Annotated in this window: 14 protein-coding genes; all 14 read right to left on the bottom strand. The window is 63.9% G+C overall.

Going from position 1 to position 15,424, the window contains the following annotated elements:
- Positions 1 to 22: 22 nt before the first annotated feature.
- On the bottom strand, positions 23 to 2,470 hold the full coding sequence (gene trbE / locus EDF56_RS22860) for a conjugal transfer protein TrbE (protein ID WP_132391922.1): 2,448 nt from the start codon (positions 2,468 to 2,470) through the stop codon (positions 23 to 25).
- Entirely contained in the window at positions 2,464 to 2,724 is a 261-nt protein-coding gene (locus EDF56_RS22865) for a VirB3 family type IV secretion system protein (RefSeq protein WP_132391924.1), read from the bottom strand. Before EDF56_RS22865 ends, trbE begins: the two co-directional genes overlap by 7 nt.
- Entirely contained in the window at positions 2,721 to 3,050 is a 330-nt protein-coding gene (locus tag EDF56_RS22870; protein ID WP_132391926.1) for a TrbC/VirB2 family protein, read from the bottom strand. The genes EDF56_RS22865 and EDF56_RS22870 overlap by 4 nt, the downstream gene beginning before the upstream one ends.
- Positions 3,050 to 4,063 (bottom strand): P-type conjugative transfer ATPase TrbB, encoded by a 1,014-nt coding sequence (trbB, locus tag EDF56_RS22875; protein WP_132391928.1) that lies wholly within the window; start codon positions 4,061 to 4,063, stop codon positions 3,050 to 3,052. Before trbB ends, EDF56_RS22870 begins: the two co-directional genes overlap by 1 nt.
- Positions 4,060 to 4,461 carry a CopG family transcriptional regulator gene (locus tag EDF56_RS22880; protein WP_132391930.1) on the bottom strand — a complete coding sequence of 134 codons (402 nt, stop codon included), beginning with the start codon at positions 4,459 to 4,461 and terminating at the stop codon, positions 4,060 to 4,062. The genes trbB and EDF56_RS22880 overlap by 4 nt, the downstream gene beginning before the upstream one ends.
- A gap of 8 nt (positions 4,462 to 4,469) precedes the next feature.
- A complete protein-coding gene (locus EDF56_RS22885) occupies positions 4,470 to 6,494 on the bottom strand; it encodes a conjugal transfer protein TraG (RefSeq protein WP_132391932.1) in 2,025 nt (674 codons plus the stop codon).
- A gap of 116 nt (positions 6,495 to 6,610) precedes the next feature.
- On the bottom strand, positions 6,611 to 7,543 hold the full coding sequence (locus EDF56_RS22890; protein WP_132391934.1) for a HEPN domain-containing protein: 933 nt from the start codon (positions 7,541 to 7,543) through the stop codon (positions 6,611 to 6,613).
- 488 nt (positions 7,544 to 8,031) lie between these two features.
- A complete protein-coding gene (gene virB11, locus EDF56_RS26495) occupies positions 8,032 to 9,018 on the bottom strand; it encodes a P-type DNA transfer ATPase VirB11 (protein ID WP_132391936.1) in 987 nt (328 codons plus the stop codon).
- 3 nt (positions 9,019 to 9,021) lie between these two features.
- The gene (locus EDF56_RS26500; RefSeq protein ID WP_243652798.1) at positions 9,022 to 10,107 is read right to left on the bottom strand and encodes a TrbI/VirB10 family protein; all 1,086 of its coding nucleotides are present in this window, start codon (positions 10,105 to 10,107) and stop codon (positions 9,022 to 9,024) included.
- Positions 10,100 to 10,789 (bottom strand): TrbG/VirB9 family P-type conjugative transfer protein, encoded by a 690-nt coding sequence (locus EDF56_RS22905; protein WP_132391938.1) that lies wholly within the window; start codon positions 10,787 to 10,789, stop codon positions 10,100 to 10,102. The genes EDF56_RS26500 and EDF56_RS22905 overlap by 8 nt, the downstream gene beginning before the upstream one ends.
- The gene (locus EDF56_RS22910; RefSeq protein ID WP_132391940.1) at positions 10,786 to 11,643 is read right to left on the bottom strand and encodes a VirB8/TrbF family protein; all 858 of its coding nucleotides are present in this window, start codon (positions 11,641 to 11,643) and stop codon (positions 10,786 to 10,788) included. The genes EDF56_RS22905 and EDF56_RS22910 overlap by 4 nt, the downstream gene beginning before the upstream one ends.
- The gene (locus EDF56_RS22915; protein ID WP_132391942.1) at positions 11,643 to 12,809 is read right to left on the bottom strand and encodes a type IV secretion system protein; all 1,167 of its coding nucleotides are present in this window, start codon (positions 12,807 to 12,809) and stop codon (positions 11,643 to 11,645) included. Before EDF56_RS22915 ends, EDF56_RS22910 begins: the two co-directional genes overlap by 1 nt.
- Positions 12,809 to 15,181, bottom strand: coding sequence for a VirB4 family type IV secretion/conjugal transfer ATPase (locus tag EDF56_RS22920; protein ID WP_132391980.1), 2,373 nt, complete (start codon positions 15,179 to 15,181; stop codon positions 12,809 to 12,811). The genes EDF56_RS22915 and EDF56_RS22920 overlap by 1 nt, the downstream gene beginning before the upstream one ends.
- The coding region (locus tag EDF56_RS22925; protein ID WP_132391944.1) for a VirB3 family type IV secretion system protein at positions 15,160 to 15,424 on the bottom strand (265 nt) is incomplete at its 5' end. The genes EDF56_RS22920 and EDF56_RS22925, both read right to left, overlap by 22 nt.

Raw genomic sequence — 15,424 nt, forward strand, 5'->3', positions numbered from 1 at the left:
CTTCTCCTTTGCTGAAGCGGGATCAGAAGGTGCCGGGCGCCCGAAACGAGGCGGCAAGGTCGGATGCCCACGCGGCGTCCGACCCGGCGAGAAAGTGGGACAGGAAGTTCTCGGCGCCGTGCTCGGCGATGATGCGGTCTATCCGCTGCTGCGCGGCCGGGCCGGAGGAGCCGCAAAGTGCCAGCGCAACGGGTCCCAGCCCCAGCTCGAACAGGCGGTTTCCACGCGCTGACTGGAGATAGTAGTGATGCTTGGGCGTGGCCCGTGCGATGATCTCGATCTGGCGGTCGTTGAGACCGAAGGCGTCGTAGGCATCGCGGGACTGCGGCTCGATCGCGCGGTCGTTCGGCAGGAATATCCGCTGCGGACAGCTTTCGATGATCGCCGGCGCAATCGAGCTCTGCGCCACGTCGGCGAGGCTCTGCGTCGCAAACAGGACGGAGACGTTCTTCTTTCGCAGCGTCTTCAGCCACTCGCGGATGCGCGCAGCGAAAATCGGATCGTCAAGCAGGCTCCAGGCCTCATCTAGCACCAGCAGAGTGGGGCGGCCATCGAAGCGCTGCTCGATGCGGTGGAAGAGATAGGTCAGGACCGGGGCGACCAGTCCTTTCCGTCCCATTAGCGCCTCGGTTTCGAAGCACTGGACGTCGGCGTCCGCGAGGCGCTCCTCGGCGGCATCCAGCAGTCCGCCAAACGTGCCCTCGAGCGTATAAGGCGCCAGAGCCATGCGCAGCTCGTTCGACTGGAGCAGCAAGGAGAGCCCGGTGAGCGTCCGCTCGCTTTTCGGAGCGCCGGCGAGGCTGGTGAGCGCAGACCAGACATGGTCACGCATTTCCGGAGAGGTGACGAGCAATTCGTGAGTCAGAAGATCGAGGATCCAGTCGGCGGCCCAACTGCGCTCGACCGGATCGTCGATGGCTTTGAGTGGCTGGAAACTCAGCCCGTCCAGCGCATCGGTGCCCTGCCCCAGAGCATTATGAGTTCCGTCCATGGCCAGGACCGCAGCGCGCGCCGAAAGACCCATGTCGAAGACAATGACCCGTGATCCCGGATAACGGCGGAACTGGCAGGCGATCAGCGACAGCAGCACCGATTTGCCGGCACCGGTCGGACCCACGACAAGCATGTGTCCGACGTCGCCGACGTGTGTGGAAAAGCGGAACGGGGTCGATCCCTGCGTCTGGGCATGGAATAGCGGCGGGCCCGCGAGATGCCTGTTGCTCTCCTGCCCGGCCCAGACCGCGGAAAGCGGCATCAGGTGCGCGAGGTTCAGCGAATGGACCAGCGGCTGCCGGACATTGGCGTAGACCTGCCCCGGCAATGAGGAGAGCCAGGCTTCGACCGCGTTCACGCCTTCGCGGATGCAGGTGAAACCAAGCCCATTGACCACGCATTCAACCGCGCGGACCTTTTCCTCGACGCGGGCGCGGTCTTCGTCGGCGACGGTGATGGTCGCGGTGAGGTAGCCGAACGAGACGTGATCGCCGCCAAGCGCCTGCAGCGCGGTATCGGCATCGACCACCTTGTTGTCGGCGTCGCTGTCCACCAGCTGCGTCGGCTGGTTATACAAGACTTCCCGTAGCAGCGCAGTTATCGACTTGCGCTTATTGAACCACTGACGCCGCAGCTTTGTCAGGACCTTGGTGGCGTCCGCCCGGTCCATGGCGATGAAGCGGGTCATCCAGCGATAACCGAAGCCTTGATGATTGAGCGCATCGAGCAGGCCGGGCCGGCTCACATTGGGAAAGCCCGGCAAGGTCAGCGTGCGGACGTAATGGCGTCCCAGTTTCGGCTCCAGTCCGCCGATGAACGGTGTGTCGGCGAGAATGGCGTCAAGGTAGACCGGCGTCTCTGGAACGGCGAGATGGACGGGCCGGTCCGAAACCGTGTCGTGGAGGTAGGAGAGGGTCTCGGCGCTCGACAGCCCGTGAACTTCGGGCATGAAGCCGGCGAAGAGATCGAGGACACGGTCGGTCTCGGCGATGAACCCGGCAAGCGCGGAGCGCCAATCGCGCCCTCCAGACTCGCTGCTTTCGGGCTCCGGCCGCTCGATCAGCGAACGACCGGCAGCATCGCTCGAATCCCCAGGCGGCAGCCAGAGCAGCGTACCGGTGAACACGCTCTCAAAATGATGGCCCTCGGCCTCGAATGCGGCGCGCCGTTCTTCGTCGATCAGCCAGGATGTCGCATCGGGAAACTGGCTTTGCGGATAGCTTGAAATCTCGCGGCGATGGGCCTCGAAGAATATCGCCCAGCCCGACCCGAGCCGGCGCAGGACATTGTTGGTTCGGGCGCAGGCGCCGACCAGTTCCGCTTCGGTCGAGCTTTCGAGGTCGGGGCCGCGAAAGGCGAAGCTGCGCTGGAAGCTTCCGTCCTTGTTGAGCACCACACCGCGTGCGACCAGCGCGGCCCAGGGCAAGTGATCGGCAAGCCGGTCGAAGTGGGAGCGATATTCGGCAAGGTTCAGCATGCCAGGTATCCTTTTTGCCGGAGGTGGCGGATGAGGACGTTCGCGAACTCGGGGTCACGCCGGGCCGCGAAGACCGCGAAGCTGTGCCCGATCGCCCAGAGCGCGATCCCGACCGGCCACTGCTGGAGGCCGAGCCCGAGCGCGGCGGCGAGCGTCCCGTTGACGATCGCGATCCCGCGCGGAGCCCCGCCCATCAGGATGGGCTGGACGAGGCTCGCGTGGATCGGTGTCTCGAAGCCCTCGATATGGCTCACGAGACCAGCGCCCCTCCGCCGAAGCTGAAGAACGAGAGGAAGAAGGAGGAGGCAGCAAAGGCAATCGAGAGCCCGAAGACGATCTGGATCAGCTTGCGAAAGCCGCCGGCGGTCTCGCCAAACGCCAGTGCCAGCCCGGTGGTGATGATGATAAGCACCGCCACGATCTTGGCGACCGGTCCTTGGACGGATTCCAGCACCTTCTCGAGCGGATCTTCCCAAGGCATGCCTGAACCGCTGGCCAGCACGGGAGATGCCAGGACCGAAGCGAAAGCGAAGACGACGAGGCCGTTCAGTTTCCGGCCAGCGATATGGAAGACACGCATCAGCATTCTCCTTCAGGTTGATGGTCGATTGGGGTGTTGGGCGTTCGAAAGGCGTCGATGACGCGGTACTCGCCGCGTTCATCCAGCCCGGCGACGCGGGCGATCGTCTCGATGCGGCGGCAAGCACCGCGACCTGCGATGAAGACGATCATGTCGATGGCCTCGGCGATCAGCCGGCGCGGAACGGTGGTGACCGCTTCCTGCACCAGTCCGTCGATCCGATAGAGCGCGGCTCGCGCATTGTTGGCGTGAACAGTGGCGATGCCGCCGGGATGGCCGGTGTTCCAGGCCTTCAGCATGTCGAGGGCCTCCGGCCCGCGCACCTCACCGACGATGATCCGATCGGGCCGCAGTCGCAGCGTCGAGCGAACGAGGTCGCTCATCGACACCCTGCCCGCTCTGGTGCGCAGCGCGACGGTATCGGCAGCCGGCGATTGCAACTCGCGTGTATCCTCGATGAGGATAACGCGCTCATCGAGGCTGGCCATTTCCGCGAGCAACGCGTTTGCGAGCGTGGTCTTGCCGGAGCTCGTACCGCCCGCGACCAGGATGTTAGCGCGTGCGACGACCGCCCGGGACAGGAAGCCCGCCTGATCTATTGTCATGATCCCATCGCGCACATAGTCGGCAAGCGTGTGGATCCGCGCTGCAGGCTTCCGGATCGAAAAGCACGGCGCCATGGCAACCGGTGGCAGCAGGCCCTCGAAGCGCTCGCCCGCACCGGCCCCATGGGCCGGGAGTTCGGCTGAGACGATCGGGGCGTCGGCATGGACTTCAGCGCGGATATGCGATGCCACCAGCCGCACAATGCGTTCGACCTGGGCCGGCTCGAACCGGACGTCGGTATCGACCCGCCCTTCCCCCAGCACATCGACGCGCAGGGCTCCGTCCGGGTTTACCATGATCTCGATGATGCGCGGGTCTTCGAGCGCGGCGCGAATGGCCGGGCCCATGGCGGTCCGCAGCATGGCGCGGCGGCGCTCGGCCGAAATGGCGTCGGGTGTACCCGTCATGCGCCCTCTCCCGACTTGCGCTCGGGAAGCGTCCGCTTGCCGGTTGCGATCTGACGCCCGACCTGGGCAACGAACGCCTCGAAGCGCTCGCGGCCAACCGCGCGGGCGGCCGAGTCAGCGTCAGGCAGCGGTGCTGTCACCGAAAGCTGGTAGCGGATGAAGAGTGCCAGGCTTTCCAGCACGACATCGATATCGCGCCGGCTCGCGGTGATCTCCCGCGCGAGGCGATCGAAGCGCAGACGCAGCAGGTCCTCGATCTCATTCGAGCCTTGGCGCGCGATCCATGCCTTTAGCGCATCGTTGACGAGGCGGCTCTTGTTGCCGCGCGTGCCGGCGGCCAGGCGGTCTAGCGCCACGGTGACGTCGCGGTCGAGGTAGAGGTTCTGGCGAAGTTTCATGGGCTGTCTCACAGTCCGAGGTCGCGGGTGTGCTGGCTGTCATCGAAGGCGAAACCGCGCGCGACAGGCGTCAGCGCCTGCACCTGTTCCATCGCCCGCTTGTCCGCGACGGGGTTGCCATCGTCGTCGTTCGCAAGCTGCGGCTCCGTGACTTCGGGCTCGTCGCGTGCGATCGGTGGGCCACCATTTGCACCCGGATGACGTTGCTGCTGAGGGCCGCTTTCGTCGTCAGCGTCTGCCTGCGCGATCAGCTCGGCTAGTCTTGCGTCCTGCGCCCGTACGGTGTCTTTCCAATCATTAGAGCGCGATGCCGGGCGATCTGCATAAGGGCCGCAGGCAACGGTCGGAGCCGGAAGCCGCCGGTCGGCAAAATTACGATCACGAAAATAGCGCAGCTTGCGGGCGCGGACTGGCGCCATCCCGGACAGCAGGACGAGTTCTTCGTCTGGCGAGAGTTGCATGACCTCGCCGGGGGTCAGAAGCGGACGCGCGGTTTCCTGTCGGCTGACCATGACGTGAGCGAGCCAAGGCGCGAGGCGGTGACCGGCATAGTTGCGCATGGCGCGCTGCTCGGTCGCAGTCCCGAGGGCATCGGAAATGCGCTTGGCGGTCCGCTCATCGTTCGCCGCAAAGGCAACGCGGACGTGGCAGTTGTCGAGAATTGAATTGTGCTCGCCGTACGCCTTCTCGATCTGATTGAGGCTCTGGGCGATGAGAAATGCCCGGATCCCATAGCCAGCCATGAATGCGAGGCTGGTTTCGAAGAAGTCCAGGCGGCCGAGTGCCGGAAACTCGTCGAGCATCATCAGGAGCTGATGCTTGCGGCCAGCGACCCCGACCCCGTCCAATGCCTCGGTCAGGCGCCGTCCGATCTGGTTCAGGACCAAGCGGATAAGCGGCTTGGTGCGGCTGATATCCGACGGCGGAATGACGAGGTAGAGCGAGCACGGCTGCTCGGCATCGACGAGATCGGCAATCCGCCAATCGCAGCGCGAAGTGACCTCCGCGATTGTAGGGTCGCGGTAGAGCCCGAGGAACGACAGGGCGGTTGAGAGTACGCCGGAGCGCTCATTCTCGCTCTTGTTGAGAAGCTCCCGCGCGGCTGAAGCGACTACCGGATGAACACGCGGGGCTTCGTCGCTGCCAAGGTGGTTGGTGGTGAGCATGGCGCGCAGCGTGGCGGCGAACGAGCGCTGAGGGTCGGAGAGGAACGTGGCGACTCGGGCGAGCGTCTTTTGATCCTCGGCATAGAGAATGTGGAGGATCGCGCCGACCAGCAGCGAGTGGCTGGTCTTTTCCCAATGGTTGCGGCGTTCCAACGCGCCTTCGGGATCAACGAGGATATCGGCAATGTTCTGGACATCGCGCACCTCATTGGCACCGCGGCGCACTTCGAGCAGCGGATTGTAGTGGGCCGATGCGGCATCGGTGGGGTTGAACAGCAAGCAGTGCGAAAACCGCGCGCGCCATCCGGCGGTCAGCGTCCAGTTCTCGCCCTTGATGTCGTGGATGACGGCAGAGCCGGTCCAAGCGAGCAGGGTTGGCACCACCAGGCCGACACCCTTCCCGGAGCGGGTCGGCGCGAAGGCCAGGACATGCTCTGGGCCGTTATGGCGAAGGTACTCGCAGCCGAGTTTGCCCAGCATAAGGCCGGCGTCACCTAGCAGCCCGGCGCGGACCACTTCGCTGTGGCTGGCCCAGCGTGCGGACCCATATGTGGTGACCCTGCCCTTCTGGCGAGCCCGCCACAGCGAACCTGCTACTGCCGATCCGCAGCCCAGGAAGCCGCTAGCGCCGGCGAGCATGCCCGCCTTGTCGAAAACCTGGGGCGCGTAGGCATCGAAGTGGTACCACCAACCAAACAGTGCCCAAGGCCGATAGCACGGCACTCCAACCACATGAAACGACGCCGCACCAAGCTCAGGCTGGTAGGCCAACATTGCGGCCGCCCACTGCGTCGAAGCCCAAAGCCCCGCGAACATGATCGCAAAGACAACGAGAATCTGACCGGCGAGGATTTTGGTGGGCGTCACAGGGCTTCTCCAGCCCGGTCGTCCAATGCGATCCGAGCGGGAGAAGAATCCATGATGAAGGGAAAAAACTAAACGGCGCTAATTGGCGTTTATTGGATATTGCAGGATATTGCGGATCACGCTCCGCGTGAATTGCCACCAATATCGTGACGCGCGTTTTCGCTCAGATACGCGAGTCGTTCTTGGCATACAAGCCCAACGAGGTCTCGGAGGGCGTGAACCCGTGCCGTTATCGCCTCAAGATCTTCGACGCTGATTTCATAGTTCGTGGAATACCGAGCTTCGACGTAGGCGCGCTTAAGCAGTTCGAAGCGCCGCCGGTCAATCTTTGCTTCGCGCGGCCACGCGTCTATCAAACGAGAGTCCTTTCCCTCGGCCAACGACCGCAGAAACTTGATGTTGTGCGATCGCGGGAAATAGTGGGTGCGAACGAGGAGAAAGGAAATATAAGCTCGCTCAGTCGCCTGATGGAGCAGAAAGGCTGCATCGTTCAGCTTGTTCTTTGCAACGCAGAACTCTGCGATTTCGATCGCATCGTTCACCTTCCCCATCCACGATGTGAAATAGGCTGATGCCATTTCGTATGCGTCAGTAGGCGTGAGGGGCTTTGGCATAACAAACGTACTGCCAGGGAGCTCATAGAGAGCGATGCCGTCCCGGGCGATGTCCACCCAGAAATATTCGCCGCGGTTGAGGCTTTGATTTACGTCGTCCATCGTGTGGACAATGAAATTGACCTGGCGTTCGATCGCCGGATCTCTAGCCATCTTGTCGTCCGCAACGTGCCAATATTCGGCGATATCTGTGAGCTTGGGGTGGCTTACGATGATCAGCAAGTCGAAATCGGACTGGTAGCCATTGAGCGGCCGATCTACCCAGTCACTTCGGGCATAGCTCCCGAAAAGAATGATCTTGAGGATCCGGCCATTCTTCTTCCAAGGCTGTGTCGCCCGCGAAATCGCAACTTCGAATTCGGCCATCAGGATCTGCTTTGCCCGTTCGAGCTCCGCCCGCTGAACTTCCGGGAGATGATCTATATCCTTACGCATCAACTGGATTCTCGCCCGAATGAGATCGGTTGGCAAGCCCCTGCGGCTTGCGATCTACTGGGTGTTCCTGTGTCATTGCCGGTCGCGCGCAACTCCAAAACCAGTGCGCCGCCGAATTCAGTCGTGCGCCCCAGTATGCGCGGCGGTGGAAGTCGTGCCCTCTACTGCTCCCTGCCTAAACCCGATCAGTCCCACGACAGTGGAGGTCCCGCTGTTGCGAATCCGAAAGCTCGCCCCTGGGACCTTGTGCTCAGTCCACTTCGGAGCCGCGATAATGGGATAGCGGACGTTCCGACCTCAGGGTGCCGCTGTCAATTGCCGCCGACCGAGTGGACGCTCCCGACTCCGAGCGTCTTCCCCAAAGCCAGCCTCTCGTTAATGCGTCCGATGTTGGCAGGGTCTGGCCGAATCCAGAATGCCTCCTTTTGGATTGGCAACCATGAGTGGCAGACATTCCGCTCCAACGGACTTAGGTTACAGCTACACGATCAGCTCCCGTTAGGAGCCCAAATCCGAGAAACCATCCTCACCCCGTTCTCACGCGTAAGCTGAACGATCAGATCGACCGATCGCACCACATAGCGCACGACATCCTCCCACTCCATGTTGGCACCGGATTGCAGGATCAGCAGCGCCAATTGATCGATCGCCCGCTCGGGCGTATCGGCATGGATGGTGCTCATCGAGCCGGGATGCCCCGTATTCACGGCCCGCAAGAAGGTCATCGCCTCACGCCCCCGCATTTCGCCTAGTATGATGCGATCGGGCCGCATGCGCAGCGAGGCTATCAACAGGTCTTCGGCCGAAACATCGGCCTCGCCGAGCGCGCCACGCGCAGCGAGGAGCCCGACGGAGTTCTGATGCGCAATCTGCAGTTCCGCCGTATCCTCGATCAGGATCAACCGCTCGTGCTGCGGTACCTCCTGCAGGAGGGCATTGAGGAAGGTCGTTTTGCCAGTCGAAGTGCCGCCTGAAATCAGGATGTTTCGCCGCTCCCGGACGGCATGACGAAGTACTTCGAGAAGATCATCATCGTCTGTTGTTACGGCAGCAAGCGGCCTGGGTGTTGCCGCGTCCATCCGGGTCTGCGCAAAGGCGCCTGTGTCATGGTAGTCCTGCAGGCTCAGCCCCGCCGAGACATGACGCCGGATCGCGAGCGCAATCTCGCCCCGCGTGGCCGGCGGCAACACCACCTGCACGCGCGAGCCATCGGGCAATGCGCCTGACAGCAACGGATGTTCGCGGCTAATCCCTTGCGCATTCATAGCCGCGATCTGCCGCGCCAGTCGCGCGAGAACCCGGCCTGTCAGTTCCGGCACGTCGAACCGCTCGGGCACCTTGCCCAGCGCCTCGACCCAGACTTCACCAGGCCGATTGACGTAAATGTCGGTTACGTCGGATTGTGACAGGAACGGCGCCAACGGCGCGAGATAGCTCTCGAGATAGACCTCGCGCGCGAACTCGGCTTCTGGCACGATTCAGTGCTCCACCGACGTGAAATCCAGATCACGCGCCACGAAGACGGAAACGCTCGCGCCTTGCGGGATCTTGAGCGTCGGCTTGATGTCGGCAGGATTCTGGATGGTAGTTGCCTGGGTGTTGGAACCCGAGAGCCCCACGATCACGGTGTTCCCCGCCACCTTTTTGCTTGCGGCGTTCACGCCAATATCGAGCGCGGATTGCAGGATCGCCCCGCTGAAGCGCTGCAGGAAGTGCGTATTGACGTTGCCCTTCACCCCGGCGCGGCCGAGCGGATCGGCAGACGGCGAATCCAGGTCGATCGTCATGCCGTCGGGCCGGATGAGCCGGTTCCATTGGATCAGCGCGCGCTTCTGTCCGAGACTGATGTCGGCCTGATAGCTGCCGAACAGATGGCTACCTCTGGGAATAAGGACACGGGTACCATCGAAGCTCATGACGTCGCGCGAGACGATCGCGCGAGAAAAACCTGCGCGCGTTGAATCGAGCGCGGTTTCCATCACTGCCTGGATCACACTGCCCTGCGGAACCGTGGTGCCGGGATTAGCGAACGGGTGGGCCTGCGCGCGCCCGTCAAATGCCTTGGAAGCGGGCCCGTCAGGCGCAGCGGTTCCACCAGATTGCGGAGCCTGATAGGCAAAACCGGGTGCTGCCGGCATCGATTGCGGCAAGTACGATGCCGGCGTGGGCTGCGGCATGGCCGGTACGGGAGGCGAAGGCGCGTACATTCGAACCGGCTGCGGCTGATAGGCAGGCTGCCCGATTGCGGCATAGCCGACCGGCTGCTGCGGATATCCCATTGGCGCAGCCTGCATGCTCTGCAGCGGCTGCTGGTACTCCGGCGCAGGCGGGATCGCCAGTTCGGGCGGCGAACTGATCATCGTGCTGGCACTGCCCGCCTGCGCCTGGACCAGTGACGGATTCTGCAAGGCCACGCGCCGCGTCTGCAGGCCGTAGAAGATACCGCCGCCCGCAACTGCGAGGATCGCCGCGAAAATCCAGACGCCGGTGCTGCCCGGTGCTCTGGCGACGAGCGGACGGATGCCTTGCGGATCGGCGGCGGGTTCGATGGATGTCTCAGCCACGTGCCTTGCTCTCGCTAACCCGCGTTGCCCGGGCATGCTCCTTGTCGATCCGGAAGATCAGCGTCTCGTAGACCCGGTCGATGGTGTAGACGCCGCCGCGCACGTAACCGTCGACCATCTGCTCGTTGCCGGTCGGTCCCAGCGCAAACGTCGCCGGCATCGCGCGGTCGCCTTTCCATTCGATGTAAGTCTTGGCGCCGTCATCGCGGATCGACGTCGGCAGTAAAGTCTTGTTGCCCGAGAGGCGATACGTGGATTGCTGGCTGCCGCCTCCCGCCTGCATGACCGGCGGCACAGGGAAGCTCGGTGGCGGCGGGTTCACCAGGCGCACCACGGCCGGCACCGACTGCGGCGTGCCGGCCGTGAGTTCGAACTCGTAGCTGCGCATGTTGGTGCGCACGCTCATGACACCGAAAGCCGAGGGACGCATGGCGCGCAGTGCCAGACTGTCACCCGCCCCCGAAACCATGACATTGAAGCCGGTGGGATCACTCAAGATGACCGAGACAATCTGCTCGCCCTGGCGGAACATCAGTGTCTGCGTCACATCGGACGCCGTCCGCAAGCTCAGCAGGCCTGTGCCGGTCACCGGCAAGGCGACGATACGCGGATCGATGGCGGGCAGTTCCTGCGCGCTCGCGGCGCCAGCAGCAAGAACGAGAAGCAGCGCAAGCGACCTCATTGCTGCGCCCCCGACCTGACGAGACGGTTCATCGTGGGCTGCGCCGGTGCGCGGATTGCACCGGGCGCCTGAGGCTGCATCGTCCCCTGGATCGAGTTGGGAGGCAGCGCCGACGGACCTTGCGGAGACATCGAGGAGGCCGGCGCAGCGGCATCCTGCGTGGCGACCGCCTGCGGAACGATCTCTGCATCGCGGCGATAGCGCAGGACCTGGAAGCCGAGCGGATTGAGCAGGCGATCGGCCGCGCTCATCGAGGCGGTGGAAAAGCGGTACTTCATGACCACCGCCCAGTTCTGCACGTCCTGCTTCTGTCCACCGGGATCGGAGCGTTTGGTCACGAAGCGCACAAGCGCAGTATCGGGCCCCAGCGAGGAGATGCTGCGCACCTCGGTCTCGACCAGAGCCTGACGCGGCAGGGTGGCGAGTGGGCTCTCGGGGTTGCTCGCGGCCATCGAGGCAAGATACCGATCGCGTGCCTCGTCGGCCGACCACAGCGCGACCTTGCGGTAGTCGTCCTTCAGCGAATTGATCTCGAAGCTCTCGCGCGCGGTCACGTATTGCGCGAGGAACGAGCGCACCAAGGCATCGTCTGGTGTGATCGACTGCTGCTCAAGCGGCTTCAGCGCCTGGACATTGCCGGTCTGGCGATCGACCAGCAGCGTGTACGGAACGACCGTCTTGAGCGGTAGCAAGCTCGCAAGCGCAATGGCTTCGAGCACGGCAACACCGGTTGCGGCACCGGCAATGATCCAGGCCACGCGCCGTGATGCGGCAAGTGCCTTGCTCCGATCGACAGACCAGGATTCGGCCTGGCTGTAGTAACGGTTGAGGTCGTCATCGCTCATCTTGTTCATCAGTTTTGATCCCTGCGCCGTGCGGCCCCGGAATGGCGCCGGGAGGGCCTGCGCCAGGTATTGCCCAATGCATTCTCACCGCCGACCTCGCTGGCCTGCGCGGCAAGGGTTGATGGCGCGGTGCCGCTGCCGCTGCGCTCCGCCCAGCGGCCTTCGGTGCGCGCGATATTCGCGATGCGCTCCTCGCGGCGCAGATTGTCCGTCACTGCCTGGGCGACGGTGACCGCGCGCGACGGTTCCTCGCCGCTCGCCGTCGTCATCGAAATCCGCTGCGCGGCCGGTGCCTCCGCCCGCTCGCTTGCCTCGGGGAAGATCGCCGTGAAGTGGAAGCCGCTGTGGAAGGCGAGCCGTGCCATCAGGAACACGCCCGCGAGCGAAGCGACCGCAAAGCTCAGCGCCGCAACGAGGATCTCCACGGGCGCATCGAGCGTCTGCACATCGGCCGCGCGCCGCTGCAAGGCGTCCTGCAGCCATGGCTCGAGCAGGGCAAGCTCGACCCCGTAGATGACGCTGAGCAGCATAGAGGCGAGGAAGGTCGTAACCAGCGCCCGCGCCCAACCTTCGAAGATGCCGCGTGTAATGCCGAACAACAGGAGCCCGGCCATCAGCGGGGCAACCGCGAGCAGGAAACCTGCCGTCAGCCGCACCAGCGCCAGCGGTCCCAGTGTTCCCACCAGATAGGCACTGCGCGCAAAGCCAAGCTGGAACCAGTCGCCCTGGGCCACACCGAGGCGGCCGCTGCCGTAGGTGTTGAAGGCTGCCAAGCCCTTGTCGACATTCTGCAGCCGCGCCGCGAGATCGCCGGCACTGCCTGGAAGCCCGGCGCTTGCGCCGATCACTTGCGCGATCTGACCCGGACCGTGAATGACAAGATCATAGCCGACCACGCGCCAGGCCGGCCAACTGGTTGCCAATGTCAGCATGATGCCGACCTTGAGCACGTCACCGACCACATCGCGTGTTGCCATCGGGTAGCCCAGCAGCAGGCGGATCCCGAACAGGGCAATGAAGATCGTCAGCAGGCTGGTGAGCGCGATCGTGACCGGCGAGCCGGGACTGGCGAGCGCGCCGTAGCCATAGCTGCCGATCGCCTGCGCCTGGCAGTCGATATGCGCCAGCGCATTGGCGAGGAAATCTTCCCCGGTATGGACGACAGGACAGGCCATCAGGCGCGCGCCAGCAGCGGAGCCATCCAGCCCTCGGGATCGGCACCGGTCTCCTCGACCAGTTCGTCGAAGAGCCGCACGGTCGCCTCGCGGCCCGAGAGGATGGTGAGGATATCCTTCTCGCCTGAGAGATTGAGCCGGGCGACTACGCTGTCCTTGCCATGCTTGATCAGGAAGCAGTGCGAGTTGTCGGGCAGGCTGCGCACCAGTTCGTACTCGTGCGGTGTCAGACCGAAGCCGTCGATGTAGTCCTCGGGGCGCGCCTTGGGATTGATCATGAATATCTGCGTGGCCGCCTGCTCGATGATGGCGCTGGCAATCTTGCTCTCGAGCGCATCCTGCGCGCTTTGGGTCGCAAAACCAACGATCCCATTGCGCTTGCGGATCGTCTTCTCCCAATCCTTGATGCGCCGCACGAAGACTTCGTCGTCGAGCGCCTTCCAGCCTTCATCGACCACAACGATGGCCGGCGTGCCGTCGAGGCGCTCCTCGACGCGGTGGAAGAAGTAGAGGAGTGCTGGAGTTCGGACGGCCGGATCATCGAGGATCGCGGTCATGTCGAAGCCGACAGTTGCCGCCGTCAGGTCGGTGAGGTCCTCTTCGTTGTCGAAGAGCCACGCGCGTTCGCCTTCGCCCCACCAGGGACGCATGCGCGAATAGAGATCGCCCGCCTTGGGACGGGCATGGCCGCGCAGCAGCTCGACGAGATGGCGCAGACGCCGGCGCGGCCGGATCTGGTCGAAATTGGCATCGAGTGCATCGGCAACGATCTCGGCCTCTTCGGGATCGAAGCCGCCGGCGAGCAGACCCAGCCATTCCATCAGGAACTGGCGGTTCGCCGGCGTATCCTCAAGCTGCAGAGGATTGAGGCCTGAAGCACTGCCTACGCGCAGGCGGTCGTACTGGCCGCCGATCGCCCGGATGAAGAGCTCGGCGCCGCGATCCTTGTCGAAAAAGACAATGCGCGGCGCAAACTTACGGGCCTGGGCAAGCAGGAAATTCAGCACCACGGTCTTGCCCGAGCCCGAGGGGCCGATCACGGTGAAGTTGCCGAGATCGTGATGATGGAAGTTGAAGAAATAGGGGCCTGCCGCTGTCGTCTCGAGCAACGAGACCGCCTCGCCCCAGTGATTGCCACGCGCGCGGCCGACCGGGAAATTATGGAGGCTGGCAAGGCCTGCGAAGTTGCGGCTCGAGACCAGCGCCCGGCGGCCAATATATTTGAAGTTGGCCGGAAACTGCGCCCAGAACGCGGGCTCGAGCGCAATATCCTCACGCACGCCGACAATCCCGAGATCAGCGAGCACGGCAGTAATCTCGGCCACTTCGGCATTGAGCACTTCGAGGCTCTCGGCGTGGACGGCGATCGTCATGTGATGCTCGCCGAACGAAGCGCGGCCTGCGGCCACGTCATCCTTGGCACGCGTAAGCTCGTCGCGCAGCGACAGGGCCTCGTCCTCGGCCGAGCGCATGCGGCGCAGCGCGAGGTTCATGCGGCCCAATGCAGCACCACGTTCGACGAAGGCGAAGGACTGGCTTACCGTCATCTCGAAGGGCATGCGGTAGAGTTCGTCGAACATGCCGGGCAGCGTCTGGCCCGGGTAGTCCTTGATCGAGATGAGGGCGCCGAACTTGCGCCCGAGATGCCCGGCAGGTGCCAGTTCGAAGGCTTCCTGACCGAAGCTCACCCGGCGAAACGGCAAGTGCTGGCCGAGGTCGCCATGCGGCAGGCCAACGGGGCGCATATCGGCGTTGTAGAGATAGGAGAGGAACTCGAGCGGCTCGGAGCGATGGCCGTGCTCACTCGCGTAGACCGAGAGCACGCGCGGATCGTAGGTGCCCAAAGATGCCACCAGCGCTTCTGTGGCGGCATCGAGTGCACGCTTCTCCGTGCCGAACGCCGCCTGCCGGTCAACCGAGGAACGCGTCGCCCAGCCCCGCAGGCTGTCCGCCCAGCCCAGACGGCCCTGCATCGGGCGGCGCACAATGGTGAGGAAGAGTTCGTTCACGTACATCTGGCGTGAGGCCAGGCGCGCGCGCCAACGTTCGTCGAGATCGCGCGAGAAGGCATCGGGGAAGCGTGCCTCCAGGCTCGCTTCGGCCTTGCGCCGCACCACGTGGTGATAGATCGCGAACTGCGAGTTGCCGATTGTCCGCAGCACCGCATCGCGCAGGTCCGCGCGGTAGTTGAGTTCGTCAGTGTCCGCGGTCTCAAACAGCAGCCCGCCGAGGCGCACGGTCTGCATCAGCAGACCGTCGCGCGTCTCGAGCGTTACGTCGTCGACATGGCGGGCATAGGGCAGGTGATCGCCTGCCCCCTTTTCCCGTGCGATAGTCTTGGGGTCACTTGTCAGGGACGGTAGGAATTGCATTGCCACAGGGCATGGTTCTTCACGCGGGGACAGCGGCTGACGCGCACGATCCAAAGGTCAAGGAAGCGCGGTTCGCGCAGGGACAGCACCGCACCCACCAGATGTCCCAGCAGCGCGACACCGATCACCCAGAAGGACTTGGAGATCGGGAACGCCTCAGCCGCGACGATGCCGTTGGCGACGAACCAGGTATAGGTCACACCGGCGAACATCTGCGGGCGCGTGAGCGCCGTGAATACCGTC

This window comes from Novosphingobium sp. PhB165, from assembly GCF_004341845.1.
GTDB lineage: Bacteria > Pseudomonadota > Alphaproteobacteria > Sphingomonadales > Sphingomonadaceae > Novosphingobium.

Coding starts and splice junctions, on each gene's coding strand:
- trbE (WP_132391922.1), bottom strand. CDS start 2,470: ATGCTGAACCTTGCCGAATATCGCTCCCACTTCGACCGGCTTGCCGAT.
- EDF56_RS22870 (WP_132391926.1), bottom strand. CDS start 3,050: ATGCGTGTCTTCCATATCGCTGGCCGGAAACTGAACGGCCTCGTCGTC.
- trbB (WP_132391928.1), bottom strand. CDS start 4,063: ATGACGGGTACACCCGACGCCATTTCGGCCGAGCGCCGCCGCGCCATG.
- EDF56_RS22880 (WP_132391930.1), bottom strand. CDS start 4,461: ATGAAACTTCGCCAGAACCTCTACCTCGACCGCGACGTCACCGTGGCG.
- EDF56_RS22890 (WP_132391934.1), bottom strand. CDS start 7,543: ATGCGTAAGGATATAGATCATCTCCCGGAAGTTCAGCGGGCGGAGCTC.
- EDF56_RS22905 (WP_132391938.1), bottom strand. CDS start 10,789: ATGAGGTCGCTTGCGCTGCTTCTCGTTCTTGCTGCTGGCGCCGCGAGC.
- EDF56_RS22910 (WP_132391940.1), bottom strand. CDS start 11,643: ATGAACAAGATGAGCGATGACGACCTCAACCGTTACTACAGCCAGGCC.
- EDF56_RS22915 (WP_132391942.1), bottom strand. CDS start 12,809: ATGGCCTGTCCTGTCGTCCATACCGGGGAAGATTTCCTCGCCAATGCG.
- EDF56_RS22920 (WP_132391980.1), bottom strand. CDS start 15,181: ATGCAATTCCTACCGTCCCTGACAAGTGACCCCAAGACTATCGCACGG.